Origin of the sequence: Rhodococcus sp. M8, from assembly GCF_015654185.1 — a bacterium.
Lineage (GTDB): Bacteria > Actinomycetota > Actinomycetes > Mycobacteriales > Mycobacteriaceae > Rhodococcus > Rhodococcus aetherivorans.
On sequence record NZ_CP064065.1, the window covers coordinates 1,625,500 to 1,642,167 of the forward strand.

At 69.5% G+C, this 16,668-nt stretch carries 16 protein-coding genes and 1 riboswitch; of the genes, 7 read left to right on the forward strand and 9 right to left on the reverse strand.

Translation table 11 applies throughout. From position 1 onward, the window contains the following. Window positions 1-15 precede the first annotated feature (15 nt). From ISO16_RS07360 to ISO16_RS07370, 3 genes are read right to left on the reverse strand one after another with little or no spacing between them, the layout of a single operon-like run. The gene (locus ISO16_RS07360) at window positions 16-1,116 is read right to left on the reverse strand and encodes an adenosine deaminase (RefSeq protein ID WP_006939677.1); all 1,101 of its coding nucleotides are present in this window, start codon (window positions 1,114-1,116) and stop codon (window positions 16-18) included. 17 nt (window positions 1,117-1,133) lie between these two features. Beyond that, complete coding sequence (locus tag ISO16_RS07365; protein WP_072635638.1) at window positions 1,134-2,417, reverse strand: thymidine phosphorylase; 1,284 nt, start codon at window positions 2,415-2,417, stop codon at window positions 1,134-1,136. Beyond that, entirely contained in the window at window positions 2,410-2,832 is a 423-nt protein-coding gene (locus ISO16_RS07370; protein ID WP_029544723.1) for a cytidine deaminase, read from the reverse strand. Before ISO16_RS07370 ends, ISO16_RS07365 begins: the two co-directional genes overlap by 8 nt. Before the next feature lie 253 nt (window positions 2,833-3,085). Here ISO16_RS07370 and sdhC point away from each other — a divergent pair, with 253 nt between their 5' ends. Genes sdhC through ISO16_RS07390 form a run of 4 tightly spaced genes read left to right on the forward strand, consistent with a single transcriptional unit; the run spans window position 3,086 to window position 6,507 of the window. Next, entirely contained in the window at window positions 3,086-3,490 is a 405-nt protein-coding gene (gene sdhC / locus ISO16_RS07375; RefSeq protein ID WP_072635622.1) for a succinate dehydrogenase, cytochrome b556 subunit, read from the forward strand. Between the two features lie 33 nt (window positions 3,491-3,523). Continuing rightward, window positions 3,524-3,964: a succinate dehydrogenase hydrophobic membrane anchor subunit gene (locus tag ISO16_RS07380; protein WP_029544728.1), complete on the forward strand. Its 441-nt coding sequence runs from the start codon at window positions 3,524-3,526 to the stop codon at window positions 3,962-3,964. Between the two features lie 15 nt (window positions 3,965-3,979). After that, on the forward strand, window positions 3,980-5,731 hold the full coding sequence (gene sdhA, locus ISO16_RS07385; RefSeq protein WP_006939688.1) for a succinate dehydrogenase flavoprotein subunit: 1,752 nt from the start codon (window positions 3,980-3,982) through the stop codon (window positions 5,729-5,731). After that, entirely contained in the window at window positions 5,731-6,507 is a 777-nt protein-coding gene (locus tag ISO16_RS07390) for a succinate dehydrogenase iron-sulfur subunit (RefSeq protein ID WP_003935736.1), read from the forward strand. The genes sdhA and ISO16_RS07390 overlap by 1 nt, the downstream gene beginning before the upstream one ends. Before the next feature lie 70 nt (window positions 6,508-6,577). On the opposite strand, the gene ISO16_RS07395 is transcribed toward ISO16_RS07390, so the two are convergent. Further along, window positions 6,578-7,615, reverse strand: coding sequence for an NAD(P)-dependent alcohol dehydrogenase (locus ISO16_RS07395; RefSeq protein ID WP_043801412.1), 1,038 nt, complete (start codon window positions 7,613-7,615; stop codon window positions 6,578-6,580). A gap of 89 nt (window positions 7,616-7,704) precedes the next feature. Beyond that, window positions 7,705-8,712: an NADP-dependent oxidoreductase gene (locus ISO16_RS07400; protein ID WP_072635623.1), complete on the reverse strand. Its 1,008-nt coding sequence runs from the start codon at window positions 8,710-8,712 to the stop codon at window positions 7,705-7,707. 124 nt (window positions 8,713-8,836) lie between these two features. Here ISO16_RS07400 and ISO16_RS07405 point away from each other — a divergent pair, with 124 nt between their 5' ends. Next, on the forward strand, window positions 8,837-9,433 hold the full coding sequence (locus ISO16_RS07405; RefSeq protein ID WP_072635624.1) for a TetR/AcrR family transcriptional regulator: 597 nt from the start codon (window positions 8,837-8,839) through the stop codon (window positions 9,431-9,433). Here ISO16_RS07405 and yhjD read toward each other — a convergent pair. The 4 genes from yhjD to ISO16_RS07425 form a co-directional block, all read right to left on the reverse strand. Further along, complete coding sequence (gene yhjD, locus ISO16_RS07410) at window positions 9,378-10,442, reverse strand: inner membrane protein YhjD (RefSeq protein WP_072635625.1); 1,065 nt, start codon at window positions 10,440-10,442, stop codon at window positions 9,378-9,380. The two genes, ISO16_RS07405 and yhjD, sit on opposite strands and share 56 nt — an antisense overlap. An 84-nt stretch (window positions 10,443-10,526) precedes the next feature. Further along, window positions 10,527-11,567 (reverse strand): tryptophan--tRNA ligase, encoded by a 1,041-nt coding sequence (gene trpS, locus ISO16_RS07415; RefSeq protein ID WP_072635626.1) that lies wholly within the window; start codon window positions 11,565-11,567, stop codon window positions 10,527-10,529. A 72-nt stretch (window positions 11,568-11,639) separates the two neighbouring features. Then, window positions 11,640-12,443 (reverse strand): exodeoxyribonuclease III, encoded by an 804-nt coding sequence (locus tag ISO16_RS07420; RefSeq protein WP_029544732.1) that lies wholly within the window; start codon window positions 12,441-12,443, stop codon window positions 11,640-11,642. A gap of 85 nt (window positions 12,444-12,528) precedes the next feature. After that, window positions 12,529-13,746, reverse strand: coding sequence for an NADP-dependent isocitrate dehydrogenase (locus ISO16_RS07425; RefSeq protein ID WP_006939696.1), 1,218 nt, complete (start codon window positions 13,744-13,746; stop codon window positions 12,529-12,531). Between the two features lie 266 nt (window positions 13,747-14,012). Further along, window positions 14,013-14,128, forward strand: a riboswitch (SAM riboswitch). Between the two features lie 85 nt (window positions 14,129-14,213). On the opposite strand from ISO16_RS07425, the gene ISO16_RS07430 reads away from it, so the two are divergent. Then, a complete protein-coding gene (locus ISO16_RS07430; protein WP_029544734.1) occupies window positions 14,214-15,539 on the forward strand; it encodes a bifunctional o-acetylhomoserine/o-acetylserine sulfhydrylase in 1,326 nt (441 codons plus the stop codon). After that, window positions 15,536-16,663, forward strand: coding sequence for a homoserine O-acetyltransferase MetX (gene metX, locus ISO16_RS07435; protein WP_029544736.1), 1,128 nt, complete (start codon window positions 15,536-15,538; stop codon window positions 16,661-16,663). The genes ISO16_RS07430 and metX overlap by 4 nt, the downstream gene beginning before the upstream one ends. Window positions 16,664-16,668: the final 5 nt, after the last annotated feature.

Consider the following 16,668-nt stretch of genomic DNA (forward strand, 5'->3'; position numbering starts at 1 on the left):
CCGACGAGGGGACTGTCAGCCGATCAGGACGGCGTAGCCGGGCTTGATCACGTCGTCGATGAGCTCGAGCCGCTGGTCGAACGGCAGGAACGCGGACTTCATCGCGTTGATCGTGAACCGCTCCAGGTCGGACCACCCGTACCCGAACGTCTCGACCAGTCGCATCATCTCCTTGCTCATCGTCGTGTCGCTCATCAGGCGGTTGTCGGTGTTGACGGTGACCCGGAACCGCAGGCGCGCCAGCAGGTCGAACGGATGCTGCTCGAGGGTGTCCACGGCGCCGGTCTGCACGTTCGAACTCGGGCACAGCTCGAGCGGGATCCGCTTGTCGCGCACGTAGTTCGCCAGCAGGCCGAGGGTGGCGGTGCCGTCCGCGGCGACGGTGATGTCGTCGACGATGCGCACGCCGTGGCCGAGGCGGTCGGTGCCGCAGAACGCGATGGCCTCGTGGATGGACGGCAGCCCGAAGGCCTCCCCCGCGTGGATCGTGAAGTGCGCGTTGGCGGCGCGCATGTACTCGAAGGCGTCGAGATGCCGGCTCGGTGGGTAGCCGGCCTCGGCACCGGCGATGTCGAACCCGACGACGCCGCGGTCGCGGAACCGCACCGCGAGTTCGGCGATCTCCCGGGACCGGGCCGCGTGCCGCATCGCGGTGAGCAGCAGCCGCACCCGGATCGGCTGGGCGCCGGAGGCCTCCACCGCGGACTCCCCCGACCGGAACCCCTCGAGCACGTGCTCGACCACGGAGTCCAGGTCCAGCCCCCGCTCGAGATGCTGCTCGGGAGCGAAGCGGACCTCGGCGTAGACGACGCCGTCGGCGGCGAGGTCGAGCACGCATTCGCGGGCGACCCGCTCGAGGCCGTCCGGGGTCTGCATGACGGCCACGGTGTGCGCGAACGTCTCGAGGTACCGCTCGAGCGAGCCGCTGTCGGCCGAGTCCCGGAACCAGCGCGCCAGCTCGGGTTCCGTGCCGGCCGGCAGCCGGTAGCCGCAGGCATCGGCCAGCTCGAGTACGGTTCCCGGCCGCAGACCGCCGTCGAGGTGGTCGTGCAGAAGCACTTTCGGCGCGGTCCGCAGCGCGGATTCGGTCAGTGTCGTCGTCGCCGGCTCCGTCATGCCCCGACGGTAGTCGGCTAGGCGGTGATCCGCTCGACGACGAGCGGCCGTGTCGCCGGCGTGGAGTCGGAGATGTGCACGCCCTCACCGAGCGTCGCCATCGCGGCGGGGAACTTCGCCGGGGTGTCGGTGTGCAGGGTGGCGATCGCGTCCCCGGCGCGGACCCGGTCCCCCGGCTTGACGTGCAGCTCGATCCCCGCCGCGGCCTGCACGGGTTCGCCCTGCCGTTCGCGGCCGGCTCCGAGCCGCCACGCGGCCACACCCACCGCCATCGCGTCGAGTTCGGCGAGCACGCCGTCGCCGGGTGCGCGCAGCACCTCGGTGTGCCGGGCGACCGGCAGGGGCGCGTCGGGGGCGCCGCCCTGCGCGGCGATCATCGCGCGCCACCGGTCCATGGCGGTGCCGTCGCGCAACTTGTCCGCGGGGTCGACGTCGTCCCGGCCGACGGCGGCGAGCATCTCGCGGGCGAGGGCGAGGGTCAGTTCGACCACGTCGGGCGGGCCGTCGCCGGCGAGCACCTCGACGGCCTCCCGCACCTCGAGGGCGTTGCCCGCGGTCCGGCCGAGCGGGACGTCCATCCGGGTGAGGAGCGCGACGGTGTGCAGCCCTTCGTCCTCGCCCAGCTCGACCATGGTGCGGGCGAGTTCCCGGGCGTCGCCGAGGTCCTTCATGAAGGCCCCGGAGCCGACCTTGACGTCGAGGACGAGGGCGCCGGTGCCCTCGGCGATCTTCTTGCTCATGATCGAGCTGGCGATCAGGGGGATGGACTCGACGGTGCCGGTGACGTCGCGCAGGGCGTAGAGCCGGCGGTCGGCCGGGGCGAGGTCGGCGCCGGCCGCGCAGACGACGGCGCCGACCGCCGGGTCGGCGAGGATCTCGGCGATCTCGGCGATGCTCAGCTCGGCGCGCCAGCCCGGGATCGATTCGAGCTTGTCGAGGGTGCCGCCGGTGTGGCCGAGTCCGCGGCCGGAGAGCTGCGGCACGGCGACGCCGCAGGCGGCGACGAGCGGGGCCAGCGGAAGGGTGATCTTGTCGCCCACACCGCCGGTGGAGTGTTTGTCGACGGTGGGCAGGCCCAGGCCGGTGAAGTCCAGCCGCCGGCCCGAGTCGATCATGGCGGTGGTCCAGCGGGCCGTCTCGGCGCGCGTCATGCCCCGGAAGTAGACGGCCATCGCGAGGGCGGCCATCTGCTCGTCGGCGACGACACCACGCGTGAACGCCTCGATGATCCAGTCGATCTCGGCTCCGCTGAGCTCCTTGCCGTCCCGTTTGCGGGTGATGATGGACAGGGCGTCAGGCACGGTCGGCGCCTCCCGCCTCGCGCACCGCGTCCAGGTCACCGGGGCCGAACGCGTCGGGCAGCAGCTCGGCGATGGGGCGCGGACCGCGGCGCGTGTCGACCTCGAGCTCGGGGCCGCCGTGTTCGAGGAGGATCTGCCGGCAGCGTCCGCACGGGCTCAGGACGGCCCCGCGGGCATCGCAGACGGCGACGGCCCGCAACCGCCCGCCACCACCGGAAATCAAGTTACCGACCAGTACACATTCGGCGCACAGACCCACTCCGTGTGAGACATTTTCCACATTGCATCCGACGACGATCCGTCCGTCGTCCACCAGTGCCGCGGCCCCCACGGGGAATCGGGAGTAGGGCGCGTACGCGCGGCCCATCACCTCATGTGCTTTGGCGCGCAAGGTTTTCCAGTCTACGTCCGGCATGGTTGCCCATCCTGTCACGGTGGCCGATTCCACGGTTCACCGGCCCGGCCGGGCCAGATCACAGTTGGAAAGGCAAACCTAACTTGTTATTTGGAGGCCGTACGAACCGCTACTCGAATTAGTTCCCGACTTTCGGATAGGACTAAAGTCGGTCCAAGTCGGTTCAGGTTCACGTCGAGCCCGTGCTGCGGAATCCCCCAGAGGCTGGAGAGGCTCGACGCGTCCACCATTGACGTTGGAGGCACAGCACTCGATGAGCAGCACGACTGAAGCCGCTCCCGCACCGGGGCGCACACGGTCGCTTTACCGGGGAGACCCGGGCATGTGGTCCTGGGTTCTGCACCGGATCACAGGCGTGGCGACATTCTTCTTCCTTTTCGTTCACGTCCTGGACACGGCACTCGTCCGGGTCAATCCCGAGACCTACGACAGTGTCATCGAGACCTACAAGAATCCCGTCGTCGGTCTCATGGAGCTCGGGTTGGTGGCGATGGTGCTCTACCACGCCCTCAACGGCCTGCGCGTGATGCTCGTGGACTTCTGGTCCAAGGGCCCGCAGTACCAGCGGGTGATGCTCTGGACGATCCTGGCGATCTGGTTCGTGGTGATGATCCCCGCCGCCGGTCGCATCTTCTACAACATGTTTGCGGGGCACTGACATGAGCGCAGCGACGAAGAATTGGGCACTGACATGACTGAAGCGAAGACTCTGGGCACGGCGTACGACCGCCCGGCCAGCCTGGACAACCCGCGCTCCCCGCGCCGCGCCGCGAAGAACAACTTCGAGCTCTACGCGTGGCTGTTCATGCGCCTGTCCGGCCTTGCACTGATCATCCTGGTGCTCGGCCACCTGTTCATCATGCTGATGCTGGACGAGGGCGTGCACCGCATCAACTTCGCGTTCGTCGCCGGCCGCTGGTCCAGCCCGTTCTGGCAGTTCTGGGACCTGACGATGCTCTGGCTCGCCCAGCTGCACGGCGGCAACGGCCTGCGCACGGTCATCGCGGACTACTCCCGCAAGGACTCGACCCGATTCTGGCTCAACACGATCCTGGTCGTGTCGATGATCCTGATCATGGGCCTGGGCACCTATGTGATCTTCACCTTCGACCCCAACATCGTTGCGAGCTAGGGGAGCTACGACTTCATGCAGGAACATCGTTATGACGTGGTCATCGTCGGTGCCGGCGGCGCCGGCATGCGTGCGGCCATCGAGGCCGGCCCCCGCGCCCGCACCGCAGTTCTGACCAAGCTCTACCCCACCCGCAGCCACACCGGCGCCGCCCAGGGCGGCATGTGCGCCGCCCTCGCGAACGTCGAGGAGGACAACTGGGAGTGGCACACCTTCGACACCGTCAAGGGTGGCGACTACCTGGTCGACCAGGACGCGGCGGAGATCATGGCCAAGGAGGCCATCGATGCGGTGCTGGACCTCGAGAAAATGGGGCTTCCGTTCAACCGCACGCCCGAGGGCAAGATCGACCAGCGCCGGTTCGGTGGCCACACCCGTGACCACGGCAAGGCCCCGGTGCGTCGCGCGTGCTACGCGGCCGACCGCACCGGCCACATGATCCTGCAGACGCTCTACCAGAACTGCGTCAAGCACGACGTGGAGTTCTTCAACGAGTTCTACGCGCTCGACATCGCGCTGACGGAAACCCCCGAAGGCCCCGTCGCGACCGGCGTCATCGCGTACGAGCTCGCCACCGGCGAGATCCACGTCTTCCATGCCAAGTCGATCGTGTTCGCGACCGGCGGCTCGGGCCGCATGTACAAGACGACGTCCAACGCGCACACCCTCACCGGTGACGGCATGGGCATCATCTTCCGCAAGGGCCTGCCGCTCGAGGACATGGAGTTCCACCAGTTCCATCCGACGGGACTCGCGGGCCTGGGCATCCTGATCTCCGAGGCCGTGCGCGGCGAGGGCGGCATCCTCCGCAACGCCGACGGCGAGCGCTTCATGGAGCGCTACGCCCCCACCATCAAGGACCTCGCGCCCCGCGACATCGTCGCCCGCTCGATGGTGCTCGAGGTGCTCGAGGGCCGCGGCGCCGGCCCGAACAAGGACTACGTCTACATCGACGTGACCCACCTCGGTGAGGACGTCCTCGAGGAGAAGCTCCCGGACATCACCGAGTTCGCCCGCACCTACCTCGGCGTCGACCCCGTCACCGAGCTCGTGCCGGTGTACCCGACCTGCCACTACGTGATGGGCGGCATCCCCACCAAGATCAACGGTGAGGTGCTGCGCAACAACGAGGACGAGGTCCCGGGCCTCTACGCCGCCGGCGAGTGCGCCTGCGTCTCCGTCCACGGCGCCAACCGCCTCGGCACCAACTCGCTGCTCGACATCAACGTGTTCGGCCGCCGCGCCGGCATCGCCGCCGCCGAGTACGCGAACACCCACGACCACGTGGACCTGCCGGAGGACCCGGCCCGCAACGTCGTGGAGTGGCTCGAGCGGATCCTGGGTGCCGGTGGCAAGGAGCGCGTGGCGGACATCCGCAGCGAGCTGCAGCAGTCCATGGACAACAACGCCTCGGTGTTCCGCACCGAGGAGACGCTCAGCAAGGCGCTCGAGGACATCCACGCCCTGAAGGAGCGGTACAAGAACATCACCGTCCAGGACAAGGGCAAGCGCTACAACAGCGACCTGCTCGAGGCCGTCGAGCTGGGCTTCCTGCTCGAAATGGCCGAGGTCACCGTCGCCGGTGCGCTCAACCGGAAGGAGTCGCGCGGCGGCCATGCCCGCGAGGACTACCCGACGCGCGACGACGAGAACTTCCTCAAGCACACCATGGCCTACAAGGAGGGGACGGAGCTGATCTCCCCCATCCGCCTGGACTACAAGCCGGTGGTGCAGACCCGCTACGAGCCGATGGAGCGGAAGTACTGATGACAACCCTCGAGAAGAACGAAGCCGACGTCTCGAACCTGCCTCCCGTGCCCGAGGGTGCCACCATGGTCACCCTCAAGATCGCGCGGTTCAACCCCGAGGACGGCAAGGGTCAGCACTGGGACAGCTTCCAGGTTCCGGCGCTGCCGTCGGACCGCATGCTCAACCTGCTGCTGTACGTGAAGGGCTACCTCGACGGCACCCTCACGTTCCGCCGCAGCTGCGCGCACGGCGTGTGCGGCTCGGACGCCATGCGGATCAACGGCGTCAACCGCCTGGCCTGCAAGATCCTGATGAAGGACATGCTGCCCAAGGACGGCAAGCCGGTGACCATCACCGTCGAGCCGATCCGCGGCCTGCCGGTAGAGAAGGACCTCGTCGTCGACATGGAACCCTTCTTCGACGCGTTCCGCGCGGTGAAGCCGTTCCTCATCGCCACCGGCAACGAGCCGACCCGCGAGCGGATCCAGTCGCAGGCCGACCGGGCCCGCTTCGACGACACCACCAAGTGCATCCTGTGCGCGTGCTGCACCACCTCGTGCCCGGTGTACTGGAACGACGGCAGCTACTTCGGCCCCGCCGCGATCGTCAACGCGCACCGGTTCATCTTCGACAGCCGGGACGAGGGTGCCGCCGAGCGCCTCGACATCCTCAACGACGTCGAGGGCGTGTGGCGCTGCCGCACCACCTTCAACTGCACCGACGCGTGCCCCCGTGGCATCCAGGTGACGAAGGCGATCCAGGAGGTCAAGCGCGCGCTGCTGTTCGCCCGCTGATCTGCTTCTGCTCCACGGTGAAGGTTCCCGTCACCCGGTTTCCACCGGGCGACGGGGACCTTCACCCGTTTCAGGGAACCACCACGCCGCGGCCGCGGATGCTGCCCTCGCGCAGCCGCCGGTACGCCGCCGGCCCCTCGTCGAGGGTGAACGTCTCGGTGTGGATGTCCAGCCGGCCGGCGCGGGCCAGCGCGACGACCTCCATCAGTTCCGACCGGGTGCCCCAGTACGGGGTCACGACGGAGGCGCCGAACGGGATCATGAAGAACCCGACCTTGGCGTGTGCGCCGGCGTGGATGCCCACGACCGAGATGTGCCCGTCGACCGCGACCACCTGCTGCGCCGTGTCGATCGTCGACTGGGCGCCGACGAAGTCGAACACCGCCGTCGCGCCCTGACCGCCGGTCAGTTCCCGGATCGCGTCCGCCGCACCGGCGCCCGACTTCACCGCCGCGTCGGCGCCGACCTCGCGGGCGAGGGCGAGACGGTCGTCGTCGAGGTCGACGGCGATCACGCGGGCCGCGCTGACGGCGCGCAGGATCTGGATGCCGACGTGGCCGAGCCCGCCGACACCGATGACGACGGCCGTCGAGCCCGGCCCCAGCAGCGGCAGGACCCGGGAGATCGCGTGGTACGGCGTCAGACCGGCGTCGGTGAGCGGTGCCGCGGCGACCGGGTCGAGGTCTCCGATCGGGACGAGATGGCGCGCCGAATCGACGATCATGTACTCGGCCATCGACCCGGGCGAGCCGAGACCGGGTGGCGTGATGCCCAGGTCGGCGGCGCGGGTGCAGTAGTTCTCCCGGCCGCGCGCGCAGGCGTGGCACGCACCGCAGCCCCACGGCCCGTACACGGCGACGGCGTCCCCCACCCCGAATCCCGTGACGCCCTCGCCGAGTTCGGCGACGGTGCCGACACCCTCGTGGCCGAGGGTGAGCGGCAGGCCGTAGGCGTACTGCGCGGCCGGCATGTCCATCACGAAGATGTCCGAGTGGCACAGCCCGGCCGCGGTGACTTTCAGCAGGATCTCACCCGGCCCGGGCGTCGGGGTGGGGATGTCGACAACGACCGGCTCGGAGCCGATCTCGGTGTACTGGACGGCTTTCATGCGCCCGACTCTACGGCCGGGGGTGCGTGCCCGCCCGATACTGCAGCGAATCTTCCGCTGCGCGACGCCGGCCGTTCCGGCCGCGGACGTCAGGCGACACGGACGAGCATCTTGCCGACGTTGCGCCCGCGCATCAGGTCGAGGAAGGCATCGACCGAGTTGTCGATCCCGTCGACGATCGTCTCGTCGAACACCACGTCGCCGGCGGCGAGCCACGGCCCCATCTTCGCCGCGAATTCGGGGAAGAGGTGGGTGTAGTGGCCGAGGGTGAAGCCCTGCAGGGTCAGGCCGCGGGTGATGATGTTGGCCATGTTGTCCGGCCCGGGCGTGCGCTCGGTGTTGTTGTACAGGGCGATCGCGCCGCACAGGGCGGCCCGGCCACCGTCGCGCAGGACGTCGAGCGCGGCTTCGAGGTGGTCGCCACCGACGTTGTCGAAGTACACGTCGATGCCGTCGGGTGCCGCACGGCGGAGCTGGCGCCGCACGGGCGCCGACTTGTAGTCGAACGCGTCGTCGTAGCCGTAGCGCTCGGTGAGCATCGCGACCTTGTCCGCGGATCCGGCGGAGCCGAGCACGCGGGTCGCGCCCTCGAGCCGGGCGATCTGTCCGACGGCGGTGCCCACGGCGCCCGCGGCCCCGGAGACGAAGACGGTGTCGCCCGGCTGCATGCGGGCGATGTGCATCAGGCCGACGTAGGCGGTGAGTCCCGTCAGGCCGAGGATGCCGAGGTACGCGGAGTTCGGGACGCCCGGAAGCTCGTCCACCACGCGGAAGGCCGCGGCGTCGCCCTGCGCGACGTCGCGCCAGCCGAGGTCGTGCAGCACGACCGAGTCGACCGGGTGGGCCGGCGACGTCGACTCCACGACGCGGCCGACCGCGCCGCCGGTCATGGTCTCCCCCAGCGCGAACGGCGGGATGTAGGACTTGACGTCGTTCATCCGCCCCCGCATGTAGGGATCGACCGAGACGAACTCGTTGACGACGCGGACCTGGTTGGGTCCGAGGTCGGGCAGATCGACCGTCACGGTGCGGAAATCGTCGTGTGTCGGCCAGCCGACGGGGCGTCGGACCAGCTGGATCTGGGTACTCGAGGTCACAGGGCGTGAACCTTCCTCACGTGCCGAGCCGCCGGGAGCTGTCCCCGGGCGCCTCCGAAGTATTGAACTGACCGTTCCAATATATACTGGAACGGTCTTTGCACAACGGGGAACGGAAGGGCACATGGGACGGCCACCGGAGTTCGACACCGCAGACGTCGTGGAACGGGCACGGGATCTGTTCTGGGACAAAGGCTTCGAGGCCACCTCCGTCCCCGAGCTCGAGCGGGCGACGGGGCTGAACCGGTCGAGCCTCTACAACGCCTTCACCAGCAAGCGCGGATTGTTCGACGCCGCCGTCCGCGACTACCTCGACCGCGTGGTGCGACCCCGGCTGCGCGTCCTCACCGACGAGCCCACCGCGCCCGATGCGGCGGCACGCTACTTCCGGGCGCTGGCCCGCACCGTGGCCGCCCTGCCGGACGACTCGCCGCGCCGCGGCTGCCTGCTGCTGAACAGCACCGCCGGCCTTGCGGCCCACGACGAGACGCAACGCGCGGTCGTCACCGCCTACCGCGCCGAACTGACCACCGCGTTCACGCACGCGCTGCGCGCCCTCGACCCCGCCGCCGACGACGAGGCGCTGGCCCGCCGGGTGCGGGTGCTGGCGTCGCTGTCGCTGAGCACGCTGCTGCTCGCCCGCGTCGACCGCGACGAGGCGGTCGCTACCGCCGAAGCCGCGATCGCACAGCTCGCCGAATGGCGCGCGAGCGCTCGCTGAGCAGGACCCCGCCGAGGGCCCCGGCACCGACGAGCGCCAGACCGCCGCGCAGGCCGGGACCCTCGTGCACCTCCACCCGCGGCGTGATCCGAGCCAGCTCCGGCGGCGGCACGTGGGCCATGACCAGATTCTCCTTGGACGATGCCGCCCACGCCGTGGCGAACAACACCATCCGGGCGGTCAGGTTCGCGAAGACCAGCACGCCGAGGATCGGGCCGAACGCCACCCCGGCGGGGCCGCTGGTGACCCGGGAAAGGTAGATCGAGCCGACCTGCTTGAACACCTCGAACGCCACGGCGGCGAGCAGGCCGGCCCGCATCGCGCTGCGGAAGGTGACGGGCTCCCGGGGCAGCCGGGCGATCACCCAGGTGAACAGCAACCACGTCGCGCACACGGCGATGACGATCGTCGCCACCGTCAGCGCCACCCCGATGCCGGGCACGTTCTCGAGCCGCAGCACCCCGACGAAGAGGTCCATGACGGGGCCGCTGCTGGCGGCCGACAGGGCCAGCGACGCCACGATGGCGAGGCCCAGGCCGAGGAGGGTCAGCGCGTCGTTGACCTTGGTGCGCACGAACCCGTCCTTGACATGCGGATGGTCCCACATCGCCGTGAGCGCGTCCCGCAGGTTGGTGATCCAGCCGATCCCCGCATACGCGGCGGTGAGCAGGCCCAGGGTTCCGACGGCGCTGCGGGAGGCGATCGCGGAGTCCACCAGACCCTGCACCGTCGCACCGAGTTCGCCGGGGATGTTCTGGGCGATCGCGGTCTGCAGCTGCTCGAGGGTCTCGGGCCGGCCCGCGAGCACGAAACCGGCCACCGAGAACGACAGCATCAGGATGGGAATCAGGGACAGCACACTGAAATACGTGATCCCCGCGGCGTAGTAGTCGCCCTTCTGCTCCTGGTACCGCAGGCCGGCCCGCACGAGGTGGTCGAGCGACGGATGCGCTGCTCGTTGCCGGTCGACGAATCCCGGTTTCGACGGTTCGGTGGAATCGTCGGCCATCGGTGGGCAACTCCTTCCGCGTTCCGTCGCCCCGGGCTGTGTGCGGGGCGTGCCCCCCGGGCTGCCCGGGGGGCACGCCCCCGGCTACTTGCGGGGCAGGAATCCCACCCTGTCATAGACCTGCCCGAGTGTCCGGGAAGCCACCTCGCGGGCCTGGTCGGCGCCGGTCGACAGGATGCGCAGCAGTTCCGCCTCGTCGGCGAGGTACTCGTCGACCTTCGCCTGCAGCGGCACGACGAACTCGGTGAGCACCTCCGCGGTGTCGGCCTTGAGGTCGCCGTACCCCTTGCCCGCGTAGCCGGCGACGAGTTCGTCGACCGGCCGGCCGGACAGGGCGGCCTGGATGGTGAGCAGGTTGCTCACGCCGGGCTTGTTCTCGGGGTCGAAGCGGATCTCGCGCTCGTTGTCCGTCACCGCCGACTTGATCTTCTTCGCCGACACCTTCGGATCGTCGAGCAGGTTGATCAGGCCGGCCGGGGTGGCCGCGGACTTGCTCATCTTCGCAGTGGGGTTCTGCAGGTCGTAGATCTTGGCGGTGCCCTTGATGATTTGCGGCTCGGGAATGACGAACGTCTTGCCGAACCGGGTGTTGAACCGCTGCGCGAGATCACGGGTCAGCTCGAGGTGCTGGCGCTGGTCCTCCCCCACCGGCACGCGCTGCGGGCGGTACAGCAGGATGTCCGCCGCCATCAGCACCGGGTAGGTGAACAGGCCGACGCTGGCGTGCTCGGTCCCCTCCTTGGCGGACTTGTCCTTGAACTGCGTCATCCGGCCGGCCTCGCCGAAACCGGTGATGCAGCTCAGAACCCACGCCAGCTCGGCGTGCTCGGGCACCTGGCTCTGGACGAACAGCACCGACCGGTCCGGGTCGATGCCGACGGCGAGCAGCTGAGCGGCGGCGCGGAGGGTGCGCCGGCGCAGCCCCTTCGGATCCTGCGGCACGGTGATCGCGTGCAGATCGGGGATGAAGTAGTAGGCGTCGAACTCGTCCTGCAACGGAACCCACTGTTGCAGCGCGCCGAGGAAGTTCCCGAGGTGGAACGAGTCGGAGGTCGGCTGGATACCCGACAGCACCCGGGGCCGGGCGGTCGGCGCGGTGGTGTTCTGTTCTGCAGTGCTCGCCATGGTTGTCGATACTTTCACGTGCGCGGAGAGCCGCTCGCGGGAGGTCGGCTCCGATCGGCGGATCCGCCCGGATCAGCGGAACTGCACGGTGACCGGGGCGTGGTCCGACCACCGCTCGGCATAGGTGGCGGCACGCTCGACGCGGGCCTCCTTCGCCCGCTCGGCCAGTTCCGCCGTCACGAGGTGGTAGTCGATCCGCCAGCCGGCGTCGGTGTCGAACGCCTTGCCCCGGTAGGACCACCACGAGTACGGGCCGTCGACGTCCGGGTGCAGGGCGCGCACCACGTCGACCCAGCGGCCGTCGGCGAGCAGCGTGTCGAGCCATGCGCGCTCGCTCGGCAGGAATCCGGACTTCTTGACGTTGCCCTTCCAGTTCTTGATGTCGCGTTCGGTGTGGGCGATGTTCCAGTCCCCGCACACCACCATGTGCCGGGCCGCGGCCCCGGCCTCGGCGGCGCGGTGGTTCAGGTGCGTGGCGAACGACGCCATGAACCGCTCCTTCTCCTCCTGCTTCGGGGTGCCGGCCTCGCCGGTGGGTAGGTACAGGCTGCCGACGGTCACGTCCCCGAAGTCGGCCTCGACGTACCGGCCGGAGGCCGCGAACTCGTCCTCGTCGAACCCGATGCGCGAGGCGTCGGCCGGCCGCCGCGACAGGATCGCGACCCCGGCACGGCCCTTGGCCTCCGATTCGGCGGACACCACGTACCACCCGGCGTCGAGGGCGGGCGCGATCGCCGCGTGGAACTGCTGCTCGGTGGCGCGCACCTCCTGCAGGCACACGATGTCGGCCTGCGCGGTGGCCAGCCACGCGAGCAGGCCCTTGCCGGCGGCGGCACGGACGCCGTTGACGTTGACGGTGGTGATGACGTGAGGCACGACGGTCACCGTAGCCGACGGGCCGGACCCGAAACGACGACGGGACGCCCCGGTGGGGGGCGTCCCGTCGTGTGCGGTCCGTGCGTCAGGCGCGGGCCTTCTGGAGGTTCTCGTCGAGCGCGGCGAGGAACTCCTCGGTGGTCAGCCATGCCTGCTCGGGGCCGATGAGCAGGGCGAGGTCCTTGGTCATCTGTCCCGCTTCGACGGTCTTGATGACGACGTCCTCGAGCTGCTGCGCGAAGTCGATGACCTCGGGGGTGTTGTCGAGCTTGCCGCGGTGCTCGAGGCCACGGGTCCAGGCGAAGATCGACGCGATCGGGTTGGTCGACGTCGGCTTGCCCGCCTGATGCTGCCGGAAGTGCCGGGTGACGGTTCCGTGCGCGGCCTCGGCCTCGACGGTCCTGCCGTCCGGGGTCATGAGCACGGAGGTCATCAGGCCCAGCGAGCCGTAGCCCTGCGCGACGGTGTCGGACTGGACGTCGCCGTCGTAGTTCTTGCAGGCCCAGACGTAGCCACCCTCCCACTTGAGCGAGGAGGCGACCATGTCGTCGATGAGGCGGTGCTCGTAGGTCAGGCCCGCGGCGTCGAACTCGGCCTTGAACTCTTCCTCGAAGATCCGCTGGAACTCGTCCTTGAACATGCCGTCGTAGGCCTTGAGGATCGTGTTCTTGGTGGAGAGGTAGACCGGGTAGTTCTGCTGCAGACCGTAGGACAGCGAGGCCCGCGCGAAGTCCTGGATGGACTTCTTGTAGTTGTACATCCCCATGACGACGCCGCCGTCCTCGGGGATATGGCACACCTCGTGCTGGATCGGCTCGCTGCCGTCCTCCGGCGTGAAGGTGATGGTGACGGTGCCCGGGCGGTCGACCTTGAAGTCGGTGGCGCGGTACTGGTCACCGAAGGCGTGACGGCCGACGATGACCGGCTTGGTCCAGCCGGGCACCAGGCGGGGCACGTTGGAGATGATGATCGGGGCACGGAAGATGGTGCCGCCCAGGATGTTACGGATCGTGCCGTTGGGCGAGCGCCACATCTTCTTCAGGCCGAACTCCTCGACCCGGGCCTCGTCGGGAGTGATGGTGGCGCACTTGACGCCGACGCCGTGCTTCTTGATGGCGTTGGCTGCGTCGACGGTGACCTGGTCGTCGGTTGCATCGCGGTGCTCGATGCCGAGGTCGTAGTACTCGAGATTCACATCCAGGTAGGGATGGATCAGCTTGTCTTTGATGAACTGCCAGATGATGCGGGTCATCTCGTCGCCGTCGAGTTCGACGACCGTTCCTTCAACCTTGATCTTGGACATGTGCGCTTCGCGTCCTCCTAGGAAGTGTCCCTGGTCCCAAGTCGATCGCACTTTGTGGGTGCGATCGTGGTCGGCTCAATGAACCATTTATGGCGTGCTCACACGTGCGGAACACGATCCAAACAAGACGAGCGTACTGCTATCGACCCGGTCCGCCAAGCGGGCCCCGGGCTACCGGTGGGTAACTTTCGCCTGCTCAGGCGCCTCCCGCCGGCAGGTATGGGTCGCCTACCGAAGCATCCGTTCGAGCCGCTAGACTCGCGCCAGGTCATGAGTACCAGCGTGAAGCCCCGGCTTGCTGGTCGGCAACCCTCCGGCCAGGGTGGGGTGCTCCGGGTGATGACCCGGTCGTCCGGCGCCACGCCGCACGACAAGCCGGTCCGATGGAGGTATTCGTCATGAGGGTTGTGATCATGAGCTGTCGCCCCTAGCCGCCCCGACCTCCCGACCACGGCCAGAAGGACATCATGACCGACAGCGAGAACACCCGGCGCGAAGACGGCTGGAGCTTCGAGACCAAGCAGATCCACGTGGGCCAGCCCGGCGGCGGCGACACCCGCGCCCGCGCCCTGCCGATCTACCAGACCACCAGCTACACCTTCGACAGCACCGACCACGCCGCCGCCCTGTTCGGCCTCACCGAACCGGGCAACATCTACACCCGCATCATGAACCCCACCCAGGACGCGGTCGAACAACGCATCGCCGCCCTCGAAGGCGGCGCCGCCGCCCTGCTGCTGTCCTCCGGCCAGGCCGCCGAAACCTTCGCCGTGCTCAACCTCGCCGCCGCCGGCGACCACCTCGTCTCCAGCCCCTACCTCTACGGCGGCACCTACAACCTGTTCCACTACACCCTGCCCCGACTCGGCATCGAGGTCACCTTCGTCGACGACCCCGACGACCTCGACCAGTGGCGCGCCGCGATCCGCCCCACCACCCGCGCCTTCTACGGCGAAACCATCGCCAACCCCAAGAACCACCTCCTCGACCTGCCGGGCATCTCCGGGGTGGCCCACGAGCACCACCTGCCGCTGATCGTCGACAACACCGTCGCCACCCCCTACCTGATCCGCCCCCTCGAGCACGGCGCCGACATCGTCGTGCACTCGGCCACCAAATACCTCGGCGGCCACGGCACCGCCATCGCCGGCGTCCTCGTCGACGGCGGCACCTTCGACTGGACCGCCACCGGCCCCGACGGCACCGCGCGGCACCCCCAGTTCGTCACCCCCGACCCCAGCTACCACGGCGTGGTCTACGCCGACCTCGGCGCCCCCGCCTACGCCCTCAAGGCCCGCGTGCAACTGCTGCGCGACCTCGGCGCCGCGGTCTCCCCGTTCAACGCCTTCCTCATCGCCCAGGGCCTGGAAACCCTGTCGCTGCGCATGGAACGGCACGTCGCCAACGCCGCCCGCGTCGCCGAATTCCTCACCACCCGCCCCGAGGTCACCGCGGTGTCCTACGCCGGCCTGCCCTCCTCCCCCTGGTACCGGCGCGGCCGGCAGCTCGCCCCCCGCGGCACCGGCGCCATCGTCACCTTCGAACTCGCCGGCGGCGTCGACGCCGGCAAGAAGTTCGTCGACGCACTGACCCTGCACAGCCACGTCGCCAACATCGGCGACGTCCGCTCGCTGGTCATCCACCCCGCCTCCACCACCCACTCCCAGCTCACCGCCACCGAGCAACTCGCCGCCGGCGTCACCCCCGGCCAGGTCCGCCTCGCCGTGGGCATCGAAGGCATCGACGACATCCTCGCCGACATCACCACCGGCCTCGAGGCGGTCGCGTCTTGACGGCGCGCGTCGACCGGCGCCACGTGGAGCTGCCGCCGGAGGACGGCCGTCTGGGCACGGTCGACATCGGGCCGCTGGCGCTGGAGAGCGGCGCGACCCTGCCCGACGTGACGGTGGCGGTGCAACGGTGGGGCAGGCTGTCGCCGACCCGCGACAACGTGGTCCTCGTCGAACACGCCCTCACCGGGGACTCGCACGTGACCGGCCCCGCCGGGCCCGAGCACCCGTCGCCGGGCTGGTGGTCCGGGATGGTCGGTCCCGGTGCGCCGATCGACACCGACCGGTGGTGCGTCGTGGCGACGAACGTGCTGGGCGGCTGCCGCGGCACGACCGGGCCCGGTTCGACCGCCCCGGACGGCAAGGCGTGGGGCTCCCGGTTCCCCGGCATCACGGTGCGCGACCAGGTCGCCGCCGAGGTCGCCCTCGCCGACGCGCTCGGCATCGACAGGTTCGCCGCCGTGACCGGAGGGTCCATGGGCGGCATGCGGACGCTCGAATGGATCGTCGGATATCCGGAACGGGTGCGGGCGGCCCTGGTCCTGGCGGTGGGCGCCCGCGCCACCGCCGACCAGATCGGCACCCAGACCACGCAGATCGCCGCAATCACCGCCGACCCGGACTGGCAAGGCGGGGACTACTACGGAACCGGACGGGTGCCGCGGGCCGGACTGGGCATCGCACGGCGGATCGCGCACCTGACGTACCGGACCGAGGGCGAGCTCGACACCCGCTTCGCCAACTCCCCCCAGGGGAGTGAAAACCCTTGGAACGGTGGCCGATACGCGGTGCAGAGCTACCTGGAGCACCAGGCCGACAAGCTCGTCGCCCGCTTCGATCCCGGTACCTACGTGGCGCTCACCCAGGCGATGAACCGGCACGACGTGGGGCACGGCCGGGGCGGCGTGGCCGCCGCGCTCGGATCCACCCCGGTGCCGACGATCGTCGCCGGCGTGGACTCCGACCGCCTGTACCCGCTGCGGCTGCAGCAGGAGATCGCCGACGGGCTGCCCGGCTGCGACGGGCTGCGTGTCCTCGAGTCCCGGGACGGTCACGACGGCTTCCTCACCGAGGCCGACGCCGTCGCCAAGCTCCTGTCCGAGCTCGTCACCCTCGCGCGGGGCTGAGAATC